The organism is Micromonospora marincola (assembly GCF_056150385.1).
The window spans coordinates 86529-109634 of record NZ_JAXCFT010000004.1 but is presented as its reverse complement, the minus strand read 5'-3'; the positions used below and the strand labels follow the sequence as shown (position 1 = coordinate 109634).

Here is a 23106-nt window from a genome sequence, read left to right as displayed (position 1 = left end):
CCGTGAAACAGGGCGCGTGGGGTGGTGGAGGACCTAGTTGCCGGTCGGGGTGGTCTCGGAGCGGATCCGCTCCAGGTACGTCACGAACTCGTCGGGCCGCTCGAACAGCGACCGGTGTCCGGCGCGCGGGATCACCAGGTGGTCCTTGCGCGGGGCCTGGAGTTGGGCGTACCACTCGTCGAACAGGCGCAGCCGACCCGGCACCTCCTGCGCGCCGTCGACGAACCGGGCCGGCACGGCGAGCTGCCGCACGTCGCGCCGGAAGTCGAGCTCCTGCAACCGGGGGTAGAGCACGTCCCAGCCGTCGAGGAAGCCGAACACGTGCACCTTCTCCAGCGGACTGTATTCCGGCACGCCCAGGTTGCCGACGGTGCCGGTCTCGTCCTCGCCCGCGCCGGCCCGGTCGACCGGGAACGCCCCGGCCTCGTTTGTGAGCAACGCCTCGTACGCCCAGACGTCGCGGTAGGGCGGCGGGCCCTGGGCGGCCATCCGGTCGGCGAGCGCCGTCCGGCCGGTGCGGCGGGCCCAGGCGACGGTGTCGGCGTACTGGCTGCGGTCGGCCTCGCGCAGGCTGACCACCTGCCCGACGCCCACGTAGGAGGCGAACAGCTCGGGGTGCCGTTGCACGGCGAGCAGGCCCACGGTGGTGCCGCCGGAGTGGGCGACCAGGTGGATCCGGTCGCGGCCGAACCGCTCCCTCAGGTGACGGGCCACCGCGACCAGGTCGTCGACCTCGTCGTCGAGCCGCCAGTCGGCCGGGGCGCGGAACGCCGACCAGGAGTGCGGCGCGCCGGCCCGGTCCCAGACCGCGACCACGAAGCGCTGCTCCAGGGCGGACAGGTGACGGCGGACCGCGCCGATCTCCGAACCGCCGGGCGGTCCGGGCACCACAAGCAGCACGGGCGCGCTCATGTCCGTACCCCGGATCAGCAGGCCCAGCTCGCGCCCGCCGGAGTCGACGGTGTCGAACCGGGCGATCCCGCCGGGGATCGGGTCGGTGCGGCCCGGCACCGCCGCGCCCACGCTGACCAGCGCGAGCAGCGCGGCGAGCAGGCCGATGCCCACCCGGCCCGACCACCGGGGCACCGGCCGGCGCGGCGGCACGCCGTCGAGGCGGCGGGCCAGGCCGGCACCGTACGCGGCGCCGACGAGCATCGGCAGCAACGCGAGCAGCCCGTGTACGCCCCGGCCGGCGAGCAGCGCCGCGACGCCGAGGCCGGTGAGGTGGGGGCGGTCGACGGTGGGCCCGCGCAGGTGCAGCCGGACCAGCTCGACGGCGAGCGCGAAGAACACCGGCGCGACGAGCATGGCCCAGCGGGAGCGGCTCGACCAGCCGGCCGCCAGCCCGACGGCGAGGCTCACCGCGACGGAGGTGAGCGCCGTGCCGACCGTGCCCGGGCCGCGCGGGGTCCACCAGCCGGCCAGCACGCCCCAGAGCAGCGGCAGCGCCGCCGCGAGGAGAACCCGGACCCGCATCTCGATCTCCTTCCACCGAGACCGTCCACCTTAGCCGCGACAGCCACGCGGGGTGGCCCGACCGGCACGAAGAGTGCGCACGTCTACGGATCGGGACACGTCTCCCCGTGAAATCCGGGGGTAGCAAAGCGTTGCTACGGTCCCCCGCGACCGTCCAAGGAGGACAGATGACGAGATCGGCCGCAATGCTCGTGGTCACCGGTGCGCTCCTGGCCACCACCGGCTGTGCCGCAGACGAGACAGCGCAGCCGGATGAGCTCCGCGACCCCTGCGCGCTGCTCCCGACCGACCTGCTGGCCCGTCTCGCGCCCGGCGCGCAGGCCAACGCCTCGGCGAACATCGGTGACCGCAGCGGCTCCCGGGAGTGCGCGGTCGACCTGACCAGCGGCACCTCGATGCGCGGCGACCTCGCCGTCACCGTGGCCGTCGACGCCGGCGGCATGTACGACGACAGGTGGCGACGGGACCGGTGCGCGCGGATCGCCGCCGAGCTGACGAGCGCCGGGCCGGGTGACCACTCCTGCGTCTCGGTGCGCCCGTGGGACGGCGGGGAGGCCCGGTTCGACGGCTGGGCCTGGCGTGGCGAGCACTACGAGGTGCGGATCGCGTACCAGGTGGTCAAGCCGCAGACGCTGCCCGCCGGCGCGGAGACCGACCTGCGCGGGGTGCTCGCCTCGGCGGTCGACTCGCTGCCGGACTGATCCGACCGCGCGGGCGGCCGGCCTCAGGAGCCGCTTCGAGCGGACGACCGGGCCGCGGCGACGGTACGGCGGGCGTCGTGCCACGCGATAAGCGCGGTGCGGATCCGGGGCGAGACGACCGGCTCGCCCCGGCGGCGCGCCGCCAACTGGTCGATCAGCCAGGGCGGGGCGGCGACGGCGGGAATCGCCCCGCTCTTGCCGATCAGGTCGCCGTGCCGCAACGCGTGCCGCCCCCGGGCCATCGAGGTGAGCCCGAGGTCGGCGATAACCGGGTCCAGCCACAGCCACGGCCGCCGGGCCGCCCAGGCCCAGTAGCCGGTCAGCTCGGCCCGTGCCGCGGCGCGCACGTCGTCGTCGGTCATGGGCGGCAACACCGCGCCCGGTGGACGGCCGTGGAGGGCATGACCGTGCCGGACCAGCTCGGCCCGGGTGATGCCGGAGAGGATCCGCTGGACGAGCTGCCCGTGCGTCCACGTGGGATGCAGCGCCTCGATGTGGTGGACGGCGGCGGCCTCGACGTACACGCAGCCCAGGTGCAGCCCCGCGGCGGGACCGGCGTCGAACCGGCGGTGCAGGGCGGTCAGCTCGGCCTGCCGGGTCGCGTCGACCGGTCCGTCCGCCACCGCGACCAGATCCAGGTCGCTGACGCCGGGTCGGTAGTCACCTGTGGCGAGCGACCCGGCGACCATCAGGTCGGACACCCAGCCGAGCGCCGCCGTCTCCCGCGCGAACGCGTCGACGGCGGCCGGGCGCGTGGTCACGGCCGCACCGGGGCGAACCAGGTGACCGCCTGCCCGTGGCCCCGGGTCCAGGCGAGGGGGCGGCCGTCGAGGGCGAGCACGTTGTGGAATCCGCCGCCCGGCGGCGCGGGCGTCTCCGCGTACGGCAGGACGGCCGGGTCCTCGTTGGCGACCCAGTGCCCGGGCAGCGTCCGTACCAGCTCGGTGAAGGCCGCCCGGCGCGCCGCCGGCACCTGGTAGAGCACCGAGCTGTGGAACACCACGAGCGTCGCGCCGGCCGGGGCGCTGGCCGCCAGCGTCGGCAGGTCGTCGACCAGGTCGCCCCGGACCAGCAGTGGCGGGTCGGCCGCCGCGACCGCCGCGGCGGCGCGCAGCCGGCCCCGGCGGTGCGTGTGCTCGGGCCAGATCAGCGCGTCCAGCCAGGCCAGGTCCGCCGGGTCGGTGATGTCGAGCGGGTGTACGTCCAGCCCGGCCCGCCACACCACCTCCGGCCGCCGGTCCGGCGGCGCGGCGCCGGTCAACGCGCAGTCGAGCACCGGCTCGCCGTCGCCGACCCGCCGGTCGCCGTAGCGGTAGGCGTACCGGTCGGGGTAGAGGCACAGGCCGGCGGAGGCGCCCACCTCCAGCAGCGCCAGCGGCTGGGGCAGCGCGGCGAGCACCGGGAGCAGCGCCGCGCAGCGCCCGGCCTCGTTCGTCTGGGTCGCGCGGACCCGAATCTGCGCCGCGATGTCCGGCCAGTGCGCCAACACGTGCGCGCGGAACGCCGCCGGGTCGTCCACCGGGCCGCCGCGCAGCCGGACCACACCGAACAGCAGGTTCGGCTGGCGTTTGGCCGCCGGGAGCGTGTCGAGCAGCGCGAGCAGTTCCGGGTCGCGCGCCACCGCCCGCGACAACCTGTCGTACGCCGGGGAGACGTCGCGCGCCTCGCGGTCGGCGAACGCCTGATAGATGTCAGCCGTGCTCATCCACCGAGCATCCCAGTTTCCCGCGCACCCCGGTCTGTGACCGTCCACCCGCCGGGGGCGCGGCTGGGGATCCCCGGCCGCGCCCGCGGGACGTGCGGTGGACGTCAGCTACAGCCGCTTGTGGAGCCGCAGCCCTCGCAGACGTAGCAGCTACCTGCCGGCCGCATCTTGGTGCCGCAGGTGAAGCAGAGCGGCGCGTCGGCGGCCTTGCCGATCACGGCCTCCAGCAGTTCGGTGCTGGAGCCCACCGTCGGCGCGGGCTTGGCGGCGGCGACGTCTGCCAGCTCCTGCGCCGGCTGGGCGATCGGGCCGGTCCTCGGCTCGGGCGTCTCGACCGGGGCGGAGGCGGCCATCGCGGTGAGGTCCGCACCGCTCGCCTCCGCCTCCGCCTCGGCCCGGAGCTGGGCGGCCCGCTCCTTGGCGGTGAAGATGCCCAGTTCCGCGCGGCGCTCGTACGGCAGGAAGTCAAGCGCCAGGCGACGGAAGATGTAGTCCATCACCGAGGCGGCCATCCGCACGTCCGGGTCGTCGGTCATGCCGGCCGGCTCGAAGCGCATGTTGGTGAACTTGCTGACGTACGTCTCCAGCGGGACGCCGTACTGGAGACCGATGGAGATGGCCACCGAGAAGGCGTCCATCACGCCGGCCAGGGTCGAGCCCTGCTTCGACATCTTCAGGAAGACCTCGCCGAGGCCGTCGTCCGGGTAGGACGAGGCGGTGAGGTAACCCTCGGCGCCGCCGACCGAGAAGGAGACCGTCTGCGACGGGCGCTTCTTCGGCAGCCGCTTGCGCACCGGGCGGTACTCGACGACCTTCTCCACGACCTTCTCGGCGACGGCGGCCTCGACCGCGGCCTCGACGGCCGCCTCGACCACTGCCTTGTTCGGCTTGGCCACCGACAGCGGCTGGCCCACCTTGCAGTTGTCCCGGTAGATCGCCAGCGCCTTCAGGCCGAGCTTCCAGCCCTCGAAGTAGATCTTCTCGACGTCCTCGACGGTCGCCTGCTCCGGCATGTTGACCGTCTTGGAGATGGCGCCGGAGATGAACGGCTGGACCGCCGCCATCATCCGCACGTGCCCCATCGGCGCGATGGACCGCTCGCCCATGGCGCAGTCGAAGACCGGGTAGTGCTCCGGCTTCAGGCCGGGGGCGTCCACCACGTGCCCGTGGTCGGCGATGTGCTCGACGATCGCCTCGACCTGCTCCTCGGGGTAGCCGAGGCTGCGCAGGGCGCGCGGCACGGTCTGGTTGACGATCTGCATGGAGCCGCCGCCGACCAGCTTCTTGAACTTCACGAGCGCCAGGTCCGGCTCGACGCCTGTGGTGTCGCAGTCCATCATCAGGCCGATGGTGCCGGTCGGGGCGAGCACGCTCGCCTGCGAGTTGCGCCAGCCGTTCTTGTCGCCCAGCTTGTTGCCGAGCGTCCACTGCTTGGTCGCCTCGCGCTGCACGGCGGTGCCCACGGTGCCGGTCGGCCGGATGCTGTCGTTGGCGGCGGCGTGCTTGCGCATGACCCGCTTGTGCGGCTCCGCGTTGCGGGCGTAGCCGTCGTACGGGCCGACGATGCCGGCCAGCTCGGCGGAGCGGCGGTAGGCGGTGCCGGTCATCAGCGAGGTGATCGCCGCCGACACCTCCCGGCCCTGCTCCGAGTCGTACGGCAGGCCGGAGGCCATCAGCAGGGCGCCCAGGTTGGCGTACCCGATGCCGAGCTGCCGGTAGGCGCGGGTGGTCTCGCCGATCTTCTCGGTCGGGAAGTCGGCGAAGCAGATCGAGATGTCCATCGCGGTGATGACGAACTCGACCGACCGGACGAACTTCTCCACCTCGAAGCCACCGTCGGCGCGGAGGAACTTCATCAGGTTCAGCGACGCCAGGTTGCACGAGGAGTTGTCCAGGTGCAGGTATTCCGAGCACGGGTTCGACGCGGTGATCCGCCCGGTCTCCGGGCAGGTGTGCCAGTCGTTGATCGTGTCGTCGTACTGCAGACCGGGGTCGGCGCACTCCCAGGCGGCCTGGGAGATGGTGTGGAACAGCTTCTTGGCGTCGATCGTCTCGATCGTCTGCCCGTCGAGCCGCCCGCGCAGGTCGAAGCCGCCGCCGTTCTCCACCGCGGTCATGAACTCGTCGGAGACCCGGACCGAGTTGTTGGCGTTCTGGTACTGCACGCTGACGATGTCGGCGCCGCCCAGGTCCATGTCGAAGCCGGCGTCCCGCAGCGCGCGGATCTTGTCCTCCTCGCGCGCCTTCGTCGCCACGAACTCCTCGATGTCCGGGTGGTCGACGTCGAGGATGACCATCTTGGCCGCCCGCCGGGTGGCGCCGCCGGACTTGATGGTCCCGGCCGAGGCGTCCGCGCCGCGCATGAAGCTGACCGGGCCGGAGGCGGTGCCACCGGAGGAGAGCAGTTCCTTCGAGGAACGGATCCGGGAGAGGTTGACCCCGGCGCCGGAGCCGCCCTGGAAGATCCGCCCCTCCTCCTTGTACCAGTCGAGGATCGAGTCCATCGAGTCGTCGACGGACAGGATGAAACACGCTGAGACTTGACTCGGCGACGCCGTGCCGACGTTGAACCACACCGGCGAGTTGAAGCTGAACACCTGGTGCAGCAGCATCCAGGTCAGCTCGTGCGCGAACACCTCGGCGTCGGCCGGGCCGGCGAAGTAGCCGTACTCCTCACCGGCGGTGCGGTAGGTGTCGACCACCCGGTCGATGAGCTGCTTGAGCGACCACTCCCGCTCCGGGGTCCCCACCGCGCCCCGGAAGTATTTGGTGGTCACGATGTTTGCCGCGTTGACCGACCAGGACTCGGGGAACTCCACCCCGCGCTGCTCGAAGTTGATCGAGCCGTCCCGCCAGTTCGTCATCACGACGTCGCGGCGCTCCCAGGCGACCTCGTCGTAGGGATGCACCCCCTCGGTCGTCCAGACGCGCTCCATCTTCAGCCCCGCCCCGGCCTTGTTCCGTGACTTGCTGGTCGTCACGCCCTCGCCCCCTCGTCGGCACGGTCACCCACCGCGCCTGGTCTCACTGTCAGAAATCAGTAATGTCAGCAGTTCGCGCCGGCGGCGTCGGCCGCCGGCACGTCGGCGCCCTCCCGGGCGCGCGCGGCGGCCCGCAGCGTCTCGATCTCCTGCTCGAAGTCGGCGAGCGAGTCGAAGGACCGGTAGACGCTTGCGAACCGCAGGTAGGCCACCTCGTCGAGATCACGCAACGGACCGAGGATCGCCAGCCCCACGTCGTGGCTGGGGATCTCGGCCGCCCCCTTGGCGCGTACGGTCTCCTCGACCTTCTGTGCCAGCAGCGCGATCGAGTCGTCGTCGACCGGCCGGCCCTGGCACGCCTTGCGCACCCCGCCGATGATCTTCGTGCGGCTGAACGGCTCGGTCACCCCGCTGCGCTTGACCACCGCGAGCACCGCCTCCTCGACGGTGGTGAACCGCTTGCCGCACTCCGGGCAGGATCGCCGCCGCCGGATGAGCTGGCCGTCGTCGGCCTCCCGCGAGTCGACCACCCGGGAGTCGGCGTGCCGGCAGTACGGACACCGCATCGCCCGACCTCCTTGATCGACCACGGGCGCACCTACCGGCTCCCGGGCATGCGTCGACACGGCGGAGCCATCATCCGATGGCCGTCGCCGGCTGCGCGAGACGGGAGTGCGTTCGGTAGTTGAACCCAACCTGTAGGCAACTTACGCCCATGTCACTACTACATCTAGGGGTTGACCGTATGCCGTCCCCCAAGCGAGGTCAAGTTGGCCGGCGTGTCCGGCGCGTCACCCTCGACGATCCCAACGCGGCCCGGGCGCCACCGGTCACGGCACGCCGGGATGGAACACCCGTTCGACCGGAAATCACCTCGCCCGGCCGGCCCCAGCGGGCTAGGTTGCCGGGCGTGAACGCAGATGTGGTGAGCGCCGGGTGGGACGCGCCGGGGTGGCGGGAGTCCGCCTCGCACTGGGTGGCGGACCTGCTCGGCCGGCACGGCCGGCGGGTCGCCGGGCCGGTGGAGGAGCGCGTACGCCCGTGGTCCCTGGTGTGGCGCGTGCCCACCGGCGACGGCGACGCCTGGTTCAAGGCCAACAGTGACGGCACCCGGTACGAGGCGGGCGTGCTGGCCGCGCTCTCCCGACTGGCGCCCGGCCGCGTGCCGGACCCGCTGGCGGTGGACGCGGGCCGGGGCTGGTCCCTGCTGCCGGACGGCGGACCCACCCTCCGCGACGTGCTGGCCGTCGAACCCGATCCGGGCCGCTGGGAGCGGATCCTCCCCGCGTACGCCGACCTGCAGCGGGTGAGCGCCGCGCACGCCGGTGAGCTGCTCGCCCTCGGCCTGCCCGACCACCGGCCCGAGGCGCTGCCGGGGCTCTTCACCGACCTGCTCGGCGACTCCGACGCGCTGCTGCTCGGCCGGGAGGACGGGCTCACGCCCGAGGTTCTCGCACGGCTGCGCGCCCACGCCGACAGGTACGCGCGGGACTGCCGACGGCTCGCCGACCTCGGGGTCGAGCCCACCGTGCAGCACGACGACCTGCACGACGGCAACGTCTTCGTCGCCGCCGGCGGCCCGCGCTTCTTCGACTGGGGTGACGCCTCCCTCGCCCACCCGTTCGGCACCCTGCTGGTGACGCTGCGCTCGGTCGCGCACGCCTTCGAGCTTCCCGCAGGTGACCCGGTGCTGCTCCGGCTGCGCGACGCGTACCTGGAGGCGTGGACCGACAGGTACGACCGGGCCGCCCTGCGGGAGGCGGCGGCCCTGGCGACGACCGTGACCACGGTCAGCCGCTCGTTGTCCTGGCGACGGGCCCTGCCGCCCACCGATCCGGCTCGCGCCGAGTACGCCGCCGCCGTCCCGGGTTGGCTTGAGGAACTGTTCGCGCCGGCTCCGCTCTGACCCTCGCCGTGCCCGATTTCCGGCGTGACACGCCAACGTCAGGTCGTACAGATGTTTGAAAAAGGCCGATCTTACCGATACGGTCGGACCATATGCACCACGAGCCGACGAGGCACCCAGCGCCGACCAGGGAGGGACGGACGTGACCGAGGACCGGGCCAGCCGGCAGAAGAACCCGCAGCCGATCGACGGGGCGGGTCCACCGGCGTCCCGTCGCCCCCGCACCGCCCGCAGCCGGGCCGGCCAGCCCGCGGTGCGCCCGGTCACCCCGGTGGTCAGCAGCTTCCCCGACCCGACGACTGTCGACCTCACCGCCCGGCAGCGCCGGATCCTGGAGTTCATCCGCACCTGGGTCGAGCGCCACGGCTACCCGCCGAGTGTGCGTGAGATCGGCGAGGCCGTCGGCCTGGTCTCCCCGTCAAGCGTCGCCTACCAGCTCAAGGAGCTGGAGAAGAAGGGCTTCCTGCGCCGCGACCCGAACCGGCCGCGTGCGGTAGACGTCCGGGCCCCCAGCGACGTCGACGACGAGGCCGCCCGGGCGCAGCGTCCCGCCCCGGCCTACGTGCCGATGCTGGGCCGGATCGCCGCCGGTGGGCCGATCCTCGCCGAGCAGGCCGTGGAGGACATCTTCCCGCTCCCCCGCGAGCTGGTCGGTGAGGGCGAGGTCTTCATGCTCCAGGTCAAGGGCGACTCGATGCTCGACGCGGCGATCTGTGACGGCGACTGGGTGGTCGTGCGGCAGCAGCCGAACGCCGAGGTCGGTGACATCGTGGCGGCCATGCTCGACGGCGAGGCGACAGTGAAGACCTACCGGCGCCGCGACGGGCACGTATGGCTGATGCCGCAGAACCCGGCCTTCGACCCGATTCCCGGCGACGACGCCACCATCATGGGCCGCGTGGTCGCGGTGCTGCGCCGCATCTGACCCGCTGACGGCAGGAGGGGGCGACCGAAGCCGGTCACCCCTCCTGCCGTTCGGTCTCAGTAGCGGTCGCCCCGGTGCTCCCGGCCACCGGTGACCGGCCCGTACCCACCGTGGCCGTCGTCGCGGCGGGCGCCGCGCGGATCCCGGGGGCCCGGCTCCCGACGCGGCGGCTCGGCCCGGCCACCGTCACCCCGCCTGCCTCCGCCGCCGGGCTGGCCGCGGTATCCGGCGCCGCCGGGGCCGCCCGGACGGGCACCGCCCTGGCCGGCCCGCTCGCCGCCGCCACCGGCGGCACCGGCGCCTCCGCCGTAGACGCCGGCGCCCTGGGCGCCGCCACCGCCCTGCGGACGGCCACCACCCGGGGCGCCGCCACCGCTCTGCGGCCGGCCACCGCCGTGCGGACGACCACCGCCCTGCGGACGGCCGCCCTGGGCGCCGCCACCGCCCTGCGGACGGCCGCCACCCGGCGGCCCACCGTGGGGCGCGCCGCCGTAGACCGCGCCGCCCTGGGGGCGGCCACCGCCGTAGACCCCGCCGGTCGGCGGCCGTTCACCGTTCGCGCCGCCGTAGACGCCACCGCCCTGGCCACCGCCGTAGACGCCGCCGCGCGGCGGTGCGCCTGGCCGGTTGCCGGGCGGGAGGCCGCCACCCACCGGGAACTCACCGCTGCGCTCGGGCTCGTCGGCCGCCGCGACGGGCACCGGCTTGCGCCGGTGCCGCAGGATGCCGAACACGCCGGCGCCGACCAGGAGCGCGCCGAGCACCCCGACCGCGGCGATCAGGTACGTGATCTCGTCGAGCGAGAGCCCTTCCAGCCAGGACTTCTGCGCGGCCGGCTTGGTTTCGACGTTGCCGCCGTTGGGCAGCGCCTCCACCCCGGTGGTCGCCGGCGTGTAGCCGAGGATGTCGATCGGGTCCGCGTCGTCGAGCGAGCCGCCGTCGGAGACGGTGACGAACGACTTGCCGTCCGGGGTGTAGGAGATGGCCTCGCCGAACGGGTCGGCAAGCGGGGTGACCCGAGGCTTGCCGCCGGTCAGGGCCTTGACGATATCGCCGTCGGCCACGTCGAACTCGAACGCGTCCGCGTACGTGCGGATCACGACCTTGCTGCCGTCGGGTGACCGACCGGCGCCTGTGACGAGCGCGCGGCCGGGCGAGCCGAGCTTGTTCTCGGTGTTGGTCTTGGGGAGCGTGAGGTCGCCGACCTTCTTCATCGGGACCGGCTCGAGGTCACCGCCGGCCTTCAGCTTCACGGTCGGCGTGAAGATCTCCGACTTGCCGGAGAGGTCCTTGGTGATGACCAGCGGCATGCCGTCGTCACCGACAAGCAGCGCCTCGGCGTCGTGCGGCTCCTTGGCCGGATAGCTGAGCCGGTGCAGGACCGGCTTCGACCCGCTCAGCGGCATCGTCCAGACCGCGACGCGCTCCCGCCGGGTCTTCTTCTCGATGTTGTCGCCGGTGTCGGCGATCCAGAGCGTCTTGCCGTCCGGCCCGAGCGCCAGGTCCTCGGTGTCGAGGGGGCCGTCACCCGAGTATCGGACCTCCTTGTCGACCTTGCACTTGGTGGTCAGGTAGAAGACCCGCTTGCGGCTGGGATCGTCGGAGCCGTCGTTGATGACGACGTAGCCGTCGCTGGTGGCGACCAGGCCGGACAGCTCGCGAAGGCGGTCGTCGGTGACGGTGCACTTCTTCTTGGGAGCCGCAGCCAGGACCGGGGCCGCGCCGGGCGCCGCCAGCGCCGGCCCGGTCGGCGCCACGACCGCGCCGACCAGGCCGAGCGCGAGCGTGACCGAGGAGACAACGTGCCGCATAGGGCTCAGTGTCGCACGGCCCCGGTTTCCGGCGGGTGACGCCGGACGGCTCACCGCCCGGCGCCCACCCGCTCCTCGCTTGTGAGCCGATCGCCCGCGCGGTAGGGGGCCAGCTCGGCGGCGAGCGCCTGACCCACCCGCACGTGCAGCAGCGTGCCCTCGGGCAGGTGTGCGGTGCTGAGCACCTCACCCTGCCGGTGCACCCGGGCCACCAGGTCACCCCGGTCGTACGGGAGCACCGCGCGGACCTCGACGGCCGGCCGCGGCAGCAGCCGCTCGATCGCCTCACGCAGCTCGTCGATGCCGCGTCCGCGGTGCGCGGAGACGAACACCGCCTCCGGCCAGAGCCGCTTGAGCCGCAGCATCGTCTCCTCGTCGGTGGCGTCGGTCTTGTTGACCACGAGCAACTCCGGCAGCCGGTCGGCGTTCACCTCGGCGAGCACCTCGCGGACGGCGCGCACCTGCTCCTCCGGATCCGGGTGGGTGCCGTCGACCACGTGCACCACCAGGTCGGCGTCGCCGACCTCCTCAAGCGTCGAGCGGAACGCCTCGACGATCTGGTGCGGCAGGTGCCGGACGAACCCGACCGTGTCGGAGAGCGTGTAGAGCCGCCCGTCGGACGTGGTGGCCCGGCGGGTGGTCGGGTCGAGCGTGGCGAACAGCGCGTTCTCCACGAGCACGCCCGCCCCGGTGAGGCGGTTGAGCAGGCTGGACTTGCCGGCGTTTGTGTAGCCGGCGATGGCCACCGCGGGCACCGCGTTGCGGGAGCGCCGGGCGCGCTTGGTCTGTCGTACCGTGGTCATGCCCTTGATCTCGCGGCGCAGCCGCGCGATCCGGTGCCGGATCCGGCGCCTGTCGGTCTCCAGCTTGGTCTCACCGGGGCCACGCAGGCCCACGCCGCCGCCGGCGCCGCCACCGCGACCGCTACCACCGGTCTGCCGGGAGAGCGCCTCGCCCCAACCGCGCAGGCGCGGCAGCAGGTATTCGAGCTGCGCCAGCTCGACCTGCGCCTTGCCCTCCTTGCTCTTGGCGTGCTGGGCGAAGATGTCCAGGATGAGGGCGGTGCGGTCGACCACCTTGACCTTGGTGCGCTGTTCGAGGTTGCGCAGTTGCGACGGGGAGAGCTCGCCGTCGCAGATCACCGTGTCGGCGCCGGTGGCGAGCACCACCGCGCTCAGGTCGTCGACCTTGCCGCGACCGATGTAGGTCGCCGGGTCCGGCCGGTTGCGGCGCTGGATCAGCCCTTCGAGCACCTGCGAGCCGGCCGTCTCGGCCAGCGCCGCGAGCTCGGTCAGGCTGTTGTCCGCGTCGGACTGGGCGCCCTCGGTCCAGACCCCCACCAGGACCACCCGCTCCAGCCGGAGCTGGCGGTATTCGACCTCGGTGACGTCCGTCAACTCGGTGGAGAGGCCGGGGACCCGCCGCAGCGCCTGCCGCTCCGACAGCTCGTAGTCACCTGTGGTGGTGGTGTCGAGCTGGTCGTCCTCGAAGGGATGGAAGGTCTCCTGCTCGCGCAAACTGCGTCTCCTGTCCGTTATGTGCATCGCCGGGAATTATCGGCGCGTGACAGCAATCCTGACATGTGACAACGCCCGGCGCACCCGTGTTATGCCCGTGGCGCTACCCACCGGTAGCGAGCCCGGATGCCGGCCGACCTGGCCGGGCGAGTAGAAATGCCAGTCGAGCCGCTCAGCGTCGACGGAGGAGTAAATTTCGTGGCCATCACCCGACTGCCGAGTGCCGGATTCTCGATCACGATCCGGATCGCGGTGCCCGCAGACGCCTCCTCCATCGGCCGGCTCACCACCGCGGCGGGCGAGGCCGGCGCCATCGTGACCGCGCTTGACGTGGTCGACTCCGACCCGACGAACGTGATCGTCGACCTCACCTGCGACACCGCCGACGCCGGCCACGCCGACCAGGTCGTGGACGCGCTCACCGGGCTCGACGGGGTGGACGTGCGCAAGGTCTCCGACCGCACGTTCCTGCTGCACCTCGGCGGCAAGATCGAGGTCACCCCGAAGGTCGCGCTGCGTACCCGCGACGAGCTGTCCCGCGCGTACACCCCGGGGGTGGCCCGGGTCTGCATGGCGATCGCCGAGAATCCGGCCGACGCCCGCCGGCTCACCATCAAGCGCAACACGGTGGCCGTGGTCAGCGACGGCTCGGCCGTGCTCGGCCTGGGCAACCTCGGGCCGGCCGCCTCCCTGCCGGTGATGGAGGGCAAGGCGGCGCTGTTCAAGCGCTTCGGCGGGGTGGACGCCTGGCCGGTGGTGCTTGACACCCAGGACACCGACGAGATCGTGGCGATCGTCAAGGCCATCGCGCCCGCGTACGGCGGGATCAACCTGGAGGACATCGCCGCGCCGCGCTGCTTCGAGATCGAGGCCCGGCTGCGCGAGGCGCTTGACATCCCGGTCTTCCACGACGACCAGCACGGCACCGCGATCTGCGTGCTCGCCGCCCTGACCAACGCGCTGCGCGTGGTGGGCAAGCAGCTCGCGGACGTCCGGGTCGTGGTCTCCGGCGCCGGCGCCGCCGGCACCGCGATCATGAAGCTGCTGCTGCGCCAGGGCGTGGGCGACATCATCGCGTACGACAGGCGGGGCGCCCTGCACCGCGGCCTGCCCGACCTGAACCCGGCCTGGCAGTGGCTGGCGGAGAACACCAACAAGGAGAGCTACGCCGGTGACCTGGCCGGGGCGGTACGCGGCGCGGACGTGTTCATCGGGGTGAGCGCGCCGAACCTGCTCACCGGTGACGACGTCGCCGCGATGGCGAAGGACGCGATCGTCTTCGCGCTCGCCAACCCGGACCCGGAGGTGGACCCGCGGGAGGCGCGCAAGCACGCCGCCGTGGTGGCCACCGGCCGCTCGGACCAGCCGAACCAGATCAACAACGTGCTCGCCTTCCCGGGCGTGTTCCGCGGCATGCTCGACGCGCACGCCGAGGAGTTCACCGAGGAGATGGCGATCGCGGCGGCCCGGGCGATCGCCGACGTGGTCGGCGAGGAAAAGATCAACCCGACGGTGATCGTGCCGAGCGTCTTCGACGCGCGGGTCGCCCCCGCGGTGGCCGCCGCGGTGCGCGCCGCCGCCCAGAACCCGGCCGTGACGCCGCCGCCGGCCGCCGACCCGGGCCCGTCCGACCTCCCCGAGATCGCCGCAAACGCCAGCGCCACCCCCTGACAGCCCACGGTCCCGCCGGCCCCGCACGAGATCTTGGAAGGAGAAGGCCCTCATAGGGGCCAGAATCCTCCAAGATCTCGCGCACGCCTTCGGCAAGCTGCCCGGAATCCGCCGCAACCCAGCAAGGCGCCCCGGGCGCGCGGGAGGGGAGTCAGCGGGGCAGGGCGGTCGGGGTCAGGGTGCCGGTGGCTACCAGGACCGCGGGGCCGGCCAGCCAGCAGGAATCCGGGGTCACCGTGACCGTGAGCCGGCCGCCCGGGACGTCCACCGCCACGATGCCGGTTTCCCGACCGGCGTCACGCACCGCCACCGCCGCCACCGCGCAGGCCCCGGTGCCGCAGGAGAGCGTCTCGGCCGAACCCCGCTCGTAGACCCGCATCAGCACGTGCCCGTCAGTGCCGTCGACCGGCTCACCGGGCGTGGTGAACTCGACGTTCACCCCGGTCGGGAACGCCGCGGCGTCCACCTCGGGGGCCCGGGTGAGGTCGAGCGCCGTCAGCTCCAGCGCGGCGGGCAGCGCGCACACCAGGTGCGGGTTGCCGACGTCCACCGCCGTGCCGGTCAGGGTCAGCCCGCCCAGGGTGGCGGTGGCCGCGTCGTGGAGGCGGGGGCGGCGCATCTCGACCGCCACATCCGCGCCCTCGACGCGGGCCCGCACCAGGCCGGCCCGGGTGGCCACCGGCAGCGGCCCGTCCGTGGGGGTGACCAGGCCGGTTTCCAGGAGGTAGCGCACGAACACCCGCGCGCCGTTGCCGCACATCTCGGCGAACGAGCCGTCGGAGTTCCAGTAGTCCATGAACCACTCGGCCTCGCCCGCGAGCGCGGCGCCGTCGGGGTGCTTCGCGGCGCGCACCACACGCAGCACGCCGTCGCCGCCGAGCCCGCGCCGCCTGTCGCAGAGCGCGGCGACCAGGCCGGGCGTCAGGTCGAGCGCCCCGTCCGGGTCGGGCAGGATGACGAAGTCGTTGCCAGTGCCGTGACCCTTGGTGAACTCCACGCCCCCATCATCCCCGATCCCCGGCGGCCACCCGCAGGGCCGTGGCCACGAAGTCGGGGTCGGCCGAGTCGAGCCAGTGCACCCGCGGGTCGCGCCGGAACCACGAACGTTGCCGCCGGACGAAGCGCCGGGTCGCCCGGATCGTCTCCTCGTACGCCTCGGTCTCGGTCAGCTCCCCGGCCAGGAAGCGCAGCACCTGCTGGTAGCCGAGCGCCCGGCTGGCCGTACGCCCGGTGGGCAGCCCCTCGCCGACAAGCGTGCGCACCTCGTCGACCAGGCCGTCGGCCCACATCCGGTCCACCCGCAGCGCGATCCGCTCGTCCAGCCGGGCGGTGTCCAGGTCGACCCCGAGCTGCACCGACGGGTAGTAGGGGGTGGGCGCCGGCAGCGACGCGGTGAACGGCGCGCCGGTCAGCTCGATCACCTCAAGCGCCCGGACGATCCGCCGGCCGTTGCCGGGCAGGATGCCGGCCGCCGCCTCCGGGTCGGCCTCGGCCAGGCGGGCGTGCAGCGGCCCCGGACCGACCGCGTCCAGTTCCGCCTCCAGCCGGGCCCGCAGCGCCGGGTCGGTGCCGGGGAACTCGAACCGCTCCAGCACCGCCCGGACGTAGAGCCCGGAACCACCGACGAGCAGCGGCACCCGGCCCCGGGCCAGGATGTCGTCGACCGCCGCGCGGGCCAGCCGCTGGTATTCGGCGACGCTTGCCGGCTCGGTCACCGGCCAGATGTCCAGCAGGTGGTGCGGCACACCCTCCCGTTCGGCCGGGGTCAGCTTGGCGGTGCCGACGTCCATGCCCCGGTAGAGCTGCATCGAGTCGGCGTTTACCACCTCGCCGTCGAGCGCGTGCGCGAGCGCGATGCTCAGCGCCGACTTGCCGGCCGCGGTCGGCCCGACCACCGCCACGACTGTCATGACCGCTCCCAGTTCGCCACGAAGTAGGCAACGCCGTAGGGCGCGGCGTGGTAGCTCAACCCGCCCCGCCAGTGGCCGCCCGCCGCGCCGACCGCGCCGGCGAGCACCTGCCAGGCCGCCCGGCCGGCGGCCCGCAGCTCGCCGGAGAGCACCGGGTCGAGGCCGCGCAGGGCGTCGGCGTCCGCGCAGGCCAGGGCCACGGCGACCCCCTCGTCGTACGCCTCGGCGCGCGGGTCGTCGTACCCCGGCGCCCTGACGCCCCGGCAGGCGGACCCGTCGCCGAGCACGAGCAGCGCGACCCGGGCGTCGGTCTCCTCGACGAGCGTCGCGCCGAACTCGGCGGCCTCGGCCGGGGTGGCGTCGACGGCCACCGACCGGGCCAGCCGGGGCAGTTCGACGCGGGCGCGGTGGAGCAGCCACGCGCCGATGGTCAGGCTCAGCGGCAGCCGGTCGCCGCCGGCGCAGTTGACCTTCCAGAGCCGGACGTGCCGGTCCAGCCCGTACGGGCGCAGCGAGCCGTGCTCGGCCGCGCTGAACCGCTGCGTCGCCGGGCCACCGCCGACGAGCAGAATCGCCTCGGGCCCGGCCGTGAGCAGACGGGTCACCGCTTCGTCGGCGGCGGCGCGCAGGTCGTCCAGCTCCGGCGCGGCGGCGCCGGCCAGCTCGGGTACGAGCAGGGGCGGATGGGGGCAGACGGCGGCGGCGACCAGGGGCACGCCCCCAACCTATCGGGGCGTCCCGGTGCGTCCCCGCGCCGATCCGGCCATCGAGGGCGTACGACACCGTATGGTCACGGTCGACGACAGGCGCTCGACACGGACGGGGGCGGACCTGTGACAATGCCGGGAGAAAGTTTGCTGCGCCGTGGCGGCGACCGAGGGCTGGTCCCTCGACGCCGGGAGAACGAGGATGGGCACATGAGCGACTGGACTGCCTTCGGACGGGTGGACGAGGACGGCACCGTCTACGTCAAGACCGCCGACGGCGAGCGGGTGGTCGGATCCTGGCAGGCGGGGGCCCCGGAGGAAGGGCTCGCCCACTTCGCCCGACGCTTCGCCGACCTGGTGACCGAGGTGGACCTGACCGAGGCCCGGCTCAACTCGGGGGCGGCGGACGCCGGCCACTCACTGACCACGATCCGCCGGATCCGGGCGTCGCTGCCCGAGGCGCACGTGGTCGGGGACATCGATGCCCTGGCCGCCCGGCTGGACAAGCTGGCCACGGTCGCCGAGGAGAAGGCAGGCGAGGCCAAGGCGGCCCGCGAGGCCGCCCGGGGCGAGGCGCTGGCCCGCAAGACCGCCCTGGTCGAGGAGGCCGAGAAGCTCGCCGCCGAGTCGACCGGCTGGAAGACCGCGGGCGACCGGCTCAAGGAGATCCTCGACGAGTGGAAGACGATCCGCGGCGTCGACAAGAAGGCCGACGGCGAGCTGTGGAAGCGGTTCGCCGCGGCCCGGGACGGCTTCACCCGCCGTCGGGGCGCCCACTTCGCCTCCCTCGACCAGCAGCGCAAGCAGGCGCAGACGGTCAAGGAGGAGCTTGTCGCCGAGGCGGAGAAGCTCAAGGAGTCGACCGACTGGGGCGTCACCGCCGGCCAGCTCAAGGATCTGATGGCCCAGTGGAAGGCCGCGCCGCGCGCCGCCAAGGAGGCCGAGCAGAAGCTCTGGGAACGGTTCCGGGCCGCGCAGGACGAGTTCTTCACCCGGCGCAGCGAGGTCTTCTCCGCCCGCGACAACGAGCAGCGGGCCAACCTGGAGCGTAAGCAGGCGCTGCTGGTCGAGGCCGAGGCGCTCGACGTCGACAGCGACCCGAAGGGCGCCCAGGCGAAGCTGCGGGAGATCCAGGCGCAGTGGCACGAGGCCGGCCGGGTGCCCCGCGAGGTGGCCTCCGGCCTGGAGCGCCGGCTGCGGGCCGTGGACGACAAGGTCCGCGAGGTGATGGACTCGGCGTGGCGGCGCACCTCCAAGGAGGACAACCCGCTGCTGGCGCAGATGCGCGTCCAGGTCGCCGAGGCCGAGGACCGCTTGGCTCGGGCCCAGGCCGCCGGCGACGCCCGCCGCATCAAGGAGGCCGAGCAGGCCCTGACCTCAAAGCGCCAGTTCCTCCAGCTAGCCGAACAGGCCGGCTGACCCACCCCGCTGATTCACGGAAAGAGTGCCTATTCCACGCCGGATAGGCACTCTTTCCGTGAATCAGCGCGTCCAGGAGGCGGGACGGGGTGCGTGTGTTGACGGGTGGGGGTGGGCTGATCAGAATGGGTGACGGAGCTTGGGTTCCGGCGCCAGGGTGTCGACGGGTGGACTTCGCCGTTGAGGGTCGCCGGGTGAACTTCCGCGAGTGGCCGTCCACGTGACCGGCCCGGCGCGCGCTGTGCGCGTACTCGATGACGAGCGGGTCGGGCCTCCTGGTCCTGCCGCCCGCGGCGCCCATGCGGCGCGGGCATCCGAAGTGGAGCACCCATGCACCGACGCACCGCCCTCGGCGGCGCCCTGACGGCGCTCGCCACCGCCGCGGCCGGCATCCTCGTCGCCGCGGCCGTCAGCACCACCCCGGCCGCCGCCGCTGCCAGCGGCACCGGCACCGGCTACCTGCACACCAGCGGCAACAAGATCGTCGACAGCACGGGCACGACCGTCCGGCTGACCGGCATCAACTGGTTCGGCATGGAAACCGACAACAAGACCTTCCACGGCCTGTGGTCGAGCAACACGTGGCGCGGCCAGCTCGACACCATGGCCCGGTTGGGCTACAACACGCTGCGCATCCCGTTCTCGAACGACTCCATCAAGCCCGGCGCGACGGCGACCGGGATCAACGACTTCGTCAACCCGGACCTGATCGGCCTCTCCCCGTTGCAGATCCTGGACAAGGTCATCGACTACGCGGGCAGCAAGGGGATGCGGGTCATCCTGGACCGGCACCGGCCGACCTCGGCCGGGCAGTCGCCGCTCTGGTACACCTCGGGCGTCTCCGAGGCGACCTGGATCAACGACTGGAAGACGATGGCCCAGCGGTACGCGAACAACCCGACGGTGATCGGCGCGGACCTGCACAACGAGCCGCACGCCGAGGGCACCAATCCGGCCGCCACCGGCGCCTGCTGGGGCTGCGGCGACACCACCCGCGACTGGCGGCTCGCCGCCGAGCGGGCCGGCAACGCCATCCTCGGCGTGCAGCCGAACTGGCTGATCTTCGTCGAGGGCGTGAGCTGCCCGAGCGGCGGGCTGTCGAACGTCTGGGACAACGACCCCAGCAACGACGAGGACTGCGGCTGGTGGGGCGGTAACCTCTCCAAGGCCGGCCAGTTCCCGGTGCGGCTGAACGTGGCCAACCGGCTCGTCTACTCCCCGCACGAGTACGCCACCTCGGTCTACCGGCAGGCGTGGTTCGACGACCCGAGCTACCCGGCGAACATGCCGGCGATCTGGGACAGGTACTGGGGCTACCTCTACAAGCAGAACATCGCGCCGATCATGATGGGCGAGTTCGGCACCACACTCCAGGACCCGAAGGACAAGATCTGGCTGGAGAACCTGATGGCCTACACCGGCACCGGGGTCAACGGGATGTCCTTCACCTACTGGTCGTGGAACCCGAACTCGGGTGACACCGGCGGCATCGCCAACGACGACTGGACCACCGTCAACCAGGCCAAGCAGTCCATCCTCCAGCCGTACCTGATCCCGCCGTCCGGCAGCGGCAGCACCAGCAGCCCGTCCCCCACCGGCACCCCGAACACCTCGCCGGGGCCGACCACGCCCGCGCCGACCACGCCGGCGCCGAGCGGCGGCTGCACCGCCAGCTACAAGCAGATCAACGCCTGGGCCGGCGGCTTCCAGGGCGAGCTGACCGTGAAGAACACCGGCACCGGCGCGGTGAACCCGTGGTCGGTCACCTGGACCTGGCCGTCCGGGGTCACGCTCCAAAGTGGCTGGAACGCCACCGTCACGCAGTCCGGCACCACTGTCACGGCCGCCGCGCCGGGCTGGTCGCCGTCGCTGGCGGCGGGTGCCTCGGTCACCGTCGGCTTCACCGCCAACGGCACCGCCGCCACCCCCGCCACGGTAAAGCTCAACAGCGCCACCTGCTGAGCGTGTAAGGCGGGGGCCCCGCTTAACGCATTCGGTAGAGGAGGGGGGGCCCCCGAACAAGAAGGGTTTATGGGGGGCCCCCCCACAACCCCCCCGCGGCGGGGGGCGCGGGGGGGGGCCCCCCTAAACCCTGGTGGTTTCCGGGGGCCCCCCCTCCTAACCGGCAGGGCGGCGGGTCCGCGGGTGGCGCAACCGCCGGTGGGGGCGGGCGGCATGACCGGCGCGCCGACCGTCGGCAGCCCGAGCAGCACCCCGGGGGTACGCGGGGCCCGTCCCGCCTCGGCCGCGTCCCCGGCCCGGGTACGCCGGTGCGACAGCGGCGGCCCGTCGGCGTTGAGGTGGTGCGGCGCCGCGTACGTGACGGCGGTGTGCACGATGTCGCCGGGGCGGATCCGCCCGGCCAGCTCGCCGGTGGCAAAGTGCACCAGGCGGCCGTCGCGGGCGCGCCCGGACATCCGGCCGGTGCGCTCGTCCTTACGCCCCTCGCCGACGGCGACGAGCACCTCGACGGTCTCGCCCATCAGCTTCCGGTTCTCCGCCCAGGTGATCTCCTCGACGCACGCGACCAGCCGCTCATACCGCTCCTGCACGACAGGCTTGGGCAACTGGTCGTCCATGGTGGCGGCCGGCGTGCCGGGGCGCTTGGAGTATTGGAAGGTGAACGCCGAGGAGAACCGGGCCTCCCGGACCACGTCGAGGGTCTTCTGGAAGTCCGCCTCGGTCTCGCCGGGGAAGCCGACGATGATGTCCGTGGTGATCGCCGCGTCCGGCATCGCCGCCCGGACCTTTTCGATGATCCCGAGATAGCGCTCCGAGCGGTACGAGCGGCGCATCGCCCGCAGCACGTCGTCGGAGCCGGACTGCAACGGCATGTGCAGCGAGTGGCAGACGTTCGGCGTCTCGGCCATGGCCGCGATCACGTCGTCGGTGAAGTCCTTCGGGTGCGGGCTGGTGAACCGGACCCGCTCCAGCCCGTCGATGTCGCCGCAGGCCCGCAGCAGCTTGCCGAAGGCGTACCGGTCGCCGAACTCGACGCCGTAGGAGTTGACGTTCTGCCCGAGCAGGGTCACCTCCAGCACGCCCTCGTCGACGAGCGCGCGCACCTCGGAGAGGACGTCGCCGGGACGGCGGTCCTTCTCCCGGCCGCGCAGGGCGGGCACGATGCAGAAGGTGCAGGTGTTGTTGCAGCCGACGGAGATGGAGACCCAGCCGGCGTACGTCGACTCGCGCCGCGTCGGCAGCGTGGACGGGAAGACCTCGAGCGATTCGAGGATCTCCACCTCGGCGGCGGCGTTGTGCCGGGCCCGGTCGAGCAGCACCGGCAGCGAGCCGATGTTGTGCGTGCCGAAGACCACGTCCACCCAGGGCGCCTTGCGGACGATCTCGCCGCGGTCCTTCTGGGCCAGGCAACCGCCGACCGCGATCTGCATCCCGGGGTGCTTCGCCTTGACCGGGCGCAGGTGACCCAGGTTGCCGTAGAGCCGGTTGTCGGCGTTCTCCCGGACGGCGCAGGTGTTGAACACCACCACGTCGGGCTGATCGTCGGCCTCGGCGGCGCGCACGTATCCGGCGTCCTCGAGGAGGCCGGAGATGCGCTCGGAGTCGTGCACGTTCATCTGGCAGCCGTACGTACGCACCTGGTAGGTGCGCGGGCTGCCCACGGCTGCGGTAGTCATGACCCGGACAGCGTATCCGGGCGGCGCTGGACGCGCCGTCGGCGGTCAGGCGGCAGCGGTCAGGCAGTGACGGTCAGGCGGCGGCGAGCGCCGGCGCGACCGAGTCCGGCGCCCACCGGGAGCGGTGGCACCGCGACCAGCCCCGGCAGCCGGGGTCGGCGAGCGTGCAGAGCCGCTGGTCGCTGAGGACCTCGCCGTCGTCGGTCTCGACCACGTCGAAGTGCACCGGGCGGATCGTGCCGTCCGGTGCGACAAGCAGGTGCCGGCCGGCGTCGAGCGTGTCGTCGCGCATCAGGCAGTTGCGGCCCAGCACCCGGGCCAGCGCCGCGATGGCGGGCAGCTCGGGCAGGCGTTCGGGCACGCCGTAGCAGTCGACCACCGTGCCGTACGCCCCGGGCGCCTTCCACACGTCGCAGACCACCGCGTACGCGGGAAGCCGGCCCGGGTCGGCGACGGCGAGGGGCATCACCACCCGGCCGAGCGCCTCGGCAAGCGCCGGGTAGACCTCCACCGGCGCGCCGCCGTCGATTCTCCAGTTCCACAGCTCGGTCATGCTGCCTCCTCGCTGCGCTCGTCCCACCGGCCTCCGGATCGGGCCTTACTGACGATGGTGGGGGGCATTTGACCCCAGCCGGGGGCAAGTTACCGGTCTGTGACCATTCCGGGCAAAATTTCCCTAGGGGGACGTTGCCCGGAGTGGCGGGAAGGTGACAGTTTATCGAGTATGGTGCCGGGTTCC

17 protein-coding genes and 1 pseudogene are annotated in these 23106 nt (G+C 72.9%); 6 read left to right on the top strand and 12 right to left on the bottom strand.

Going from position 1 to position 23106, the window contains the following annotated elements:
* Positions 1-33: 33 nt before the first annotated feature.
* Positions 34-1476: an alpha/beta fold hydrolase gene (locus tag SM450_RS11680; protein ID WP_474619738.1), complete on the bottom strand. Its 1443-nt coding sequence runs from the start codon at positions 1474-1476 to the stop codon at positions 34-36.
* A gap of 167 nt (positions 1477-1643) precedes the next feature.
* Between SM450_RS11680 and SM450_RS11675 the strand changes: the two genes are divergently transcribed.
* The gene (locus tag SM450_RS11675; protein WP_474619737.1) at positions 1644-2177 is read left to right on the top strand and encodes a hypothetical protein; all 534 of its coding nucleotides are present in this window, start codon (positions 1644-1646) and stop codon (positions 2175-2177) included.
* 23 nt (positions 2178-2200) lie between these two features.
* Here SM450_RS11675 and SM450_RS11670 read toward each other — a convergent pair whose 3' ends face one another.
* The 4 genes from SM450_RS11670 to nrdR form a co-directional block, all read right to left on the bottom strand.
* Positions 2201-2938, bottom strand: coding sequence for a nucleotidyltransferase domain-containing protein (locus tag SM450_RS11670; protein WP_474619736.1), 738 nt, complete (start codon positions 2936-2938; stop codon positions 2201-2203).
* Positions 2935-3882, bottom strand: coding sequence for a DUF2332 domain-containing protein (locus tag SM450_RS11665; protein ID WP_474619735.1), 948 nt, complete (start codon positions 3880-3882; stop codon positions 2935-2937). Before SM450_RS11665 ends, SM450_RS11670 begins: the two co-directional genes overlap by 4 nt.
* 104 nt (positions 3883-3986) lie before the next feature.
* Positions 3987-6818, bottom strand: a complete 2832-nt coding sequence (locus SM450_RS11660) for a vitamin B12-dependent ribonucleotide reductase (protein ID WP_474620060.1) — start codon at positions 6816-6818, stop codon at positions 3987-3989.
* A gap of 110 nt (positions 6819-6928) precedes the next feature.
* Positions 6929-7429 carry a transcriptional regulator NrdR gene (nrdR, locus tag SM450_RS11655; RefSeq protein WP_474619734.1) on the bottom strand — a complete coding sequence of 167 codons (501 nt, stop codon included), beginning with the start codon at positions 7427-7429 and terminating at the stop codon, positions 6929-6931.
* Between the two features lie 344 nt (positions 7430-7773).
* Here nrdR and SM450_RS11650 point away from each other — a divergent pair, with 344 nt between their 5' ends.
* Positions 7774-8769 carry a phosphotransferase family protein gene (locus SM450_RS11650; protein ID WP_474619733.1) on the top strand — a complete coding sequence of 332 codons (996 nt, stop codon included), beginning with the start codon at positions 7774-7776 and terminating at the stop codon, positions 8767-8769.
* A 142-nt stretch (positions 8770-8911) separates the two neighbouring features.
* A complete protein-coding gene (lexA, locus tag SM450_RS11645; protein WP_474619732.1) occupies positions 8912-9694 on the top strand; it encodes a transcriptional repressor LexA in 783 nt (260 codons plus the stop codon).
* A gap of 56 nt (positions 9695-9750) precedes the next feature.
* On the opposite strand, the gene SM450_RS11640 is transcribed toward lexA, so the two are convergent.
* Positions 9751-11505 (bottom strand): hypothetical protein, encoded by a 1755-nt coding sequence (locus SM450_RS11640; RefSeq protein WP_474619731.1) that lies wholly within the window; start codon positions 11503-11505, stop codon positions 9751-9753.
* A 50-nt stretch (positions 11506-11555) separates the two neighbouring features.
* Positions 11556-13022 (bottom strand): GTPase HflX, encoded by a 1467-nt coding sequence (hflX, locus tag SM450_RS11635; RefSeq protein WP_474619730.1) that lies wholly within the window; start codon positions 13020-13022, stop codon positions 11556-11558.
* A 198-nt stretch (positions 13023-13220) separates the two neighbouring features.
* On the opposite strand from hflX, the gene SM450_RS11630 reads away from it, so the two are divergent.
* Positions 13221-14693, top strand: a complete 1473-nt coding sequence (locus tag SM450_RS11630) for an NAD-dependent malic enzyme (RefSeq protein ID WP_474619729.1) — start codon at positions 13221-13223, stop codon at positions 14691-14693.
* A 151-nt stretch (positions 14694-14844) separates the two neighbouring features.
* Here the strand turns inward: SM450_RS11630 and dapF are convergent, their stop codons facing one another.
* From dapF to SM450_RS11615, 3 genes are read right to left on the bottom strand one after another with little or no spacing between them, the layout of a single operon-like run.
* On the bottom strand, positions 14845-15690 hold the full coding sequence (gene dapF, locus SM450_RS11625) for a diaminopimelate epimerase (protein WP_474619728.1): 846 nt from the start codon (positions 15688-15690) through the stop codon (positions 14845-14847).
* 7 nt (positions 15691-15697) lie between these two features.
* Positions 15698-16603 carry a tRNA (adenosine(37)-N6)-dimethylallyltransferase MiaA gene (gene miaA, locus SM450_RS11620; RefSeq protein ID WP_474619727.1) on the bottom strand — a complete coding sequence of 302 codons (906 nt, stop codon included), beginning with the start codon at positions 16601-16603 and terminating at the stop codon, positions 15698-15700.
* On the bottom strand, positions 16600-17319 hold the full coding sequence (locus SM450_RS11615) for a class III extradiol ring-cleavage dioxygenase family protein (RefSeq protein WP_474619726.1): 720 nt from the start codon (positions 17317-17319) through the stop codon (positions 16600-16602). The genes miaA and SM450_RS11615 overlap by 4 nt, the downstream gene beginning before the upstream one ends.
* Positions 17320-17520: 201 nt before the next feature.
* On the opposite strand from SM450_RS11615, the gene SM450_RS11610 reads away from it, so the two are divergent.
* Entirely contained in the window at positions 17521-18729 is a 1209-nt protein-coding gene (locus SM450_RS11610) for a DUF349 domain-containing protein (protein ID WP_474619725.1), read from the top strand.
* Positions 18730-19059: 330 nt separating this feature from the next.
* Positions 19060-20691 carry a cellulase family glycosylhydrolase gene (locus SM450_RS11605; protein ID WP_474619724.1) on the top strand — a complete coding sequence of 544 codons (1632 nt, stop codon included), beginning with the start codon at positions 19060-19062 and terminating at the stop codon, positions 20689-20691.
* A 185-nt stretch (positions 20692-20876) separates the two neighbouring features.
* Here SM450_RS11605 and miaB read toward each other — a convergent pair.
* A pseudogene (gene miaB / locus SM450_RS11600) lies at positions 20877-22367 on the bottom strand (tRNA (N6-isopentenyl adenosine(37)-C2)-methylthiotransferase MiaB); the annotation flags it as partial.
* Positions 22368-22440: 73 nt separating this feature from the next.
* Positions 22441-22920, bottom strand: coding sequence for a hypothetical protein (locus tag SM450_RS11595; RefSeq protein WP_474619723.1), 480 nt, complete (start codon positions 22918-22920; stop codon positions 22441-22443).
* Positions 22921-23106: the final 186 nt, after the last annotated feature.

Excerpts from the sequence above, each read along its gene's own strand:
- SM450_RS11605 (WP_474619724.1), top strand. The coding sequence starts at position 19,060 with ATGCACCGACGCACCGCCCTCGGCGGCGCCCTGACGGCGCTCGCCACC.
- miaA (WP_474619727.1), bottom strand. The coding sequence starts at position 16,603 with ATGACAGTCGTGGCGGTGGTCGGGCCGACCGCGGCCGGCAAGTCGGCG.
- SM450_RS11675 (WP_474619737.1), top strand. The coding sequence starts at position 1,644 with ATGACGAGATCGGCCGCAATGCTCGTGGTCACCGGTGCGCTCCTGGCC.
- nrdR (WP_474619734.1), bottom strand. The coding sequence starts at position 7,429 with ATGCGGTGTCCGTACTGCCGGCACGCCGACTCCCGGGTGGTCGACTCG.
- SM450_RS11660 (WP_474620060.1), bottom strand. The coding sequence starts at position 6,818 with ATGGAGCGCGTCTGGACGACCGAGGGGGTGCATCCCTACGACGAGGTC.
- SM450_RS11595 (WP_474619723.1), bottom strand. The coding sequence starts at position 22,920 with ATGACCGAGCTGTGGAACTGGAGAATCGACGGCGGCGCGCCGGTGGAG.
- SM450_RS11665 (WP_474619735.1), bottom strand. The coding sequence starts at position 3,882 with ATGAGCACGGCTGACATCTATCAGGCGTTCGCCGACCGCGAGGCGCGC.
- SM450_RS11680 (WP_474619738.1), bottom strand. The coding sequence starts at position 1,476 with ATGCGGGTCCGGGTTCTCCTCGCGGCGGCGCTGCCGCTGCTCTGGGGC.
- SM450_RS11610 (WP_474619725.1), top strand. The coding sequence starts at position 17,521 with ATGAGCGACTGGACTGCCTTCGGACGGGTGGACGAGGACGGCACCGTC.
- SM450_RS11640 (WP_474619731.1), bottom strand. The coding sequence starts at position 11,505 with ATGCGGCACGTTGTCTCCTCGGTCACGCTCGCGCTCGGCCTGGTCGGC.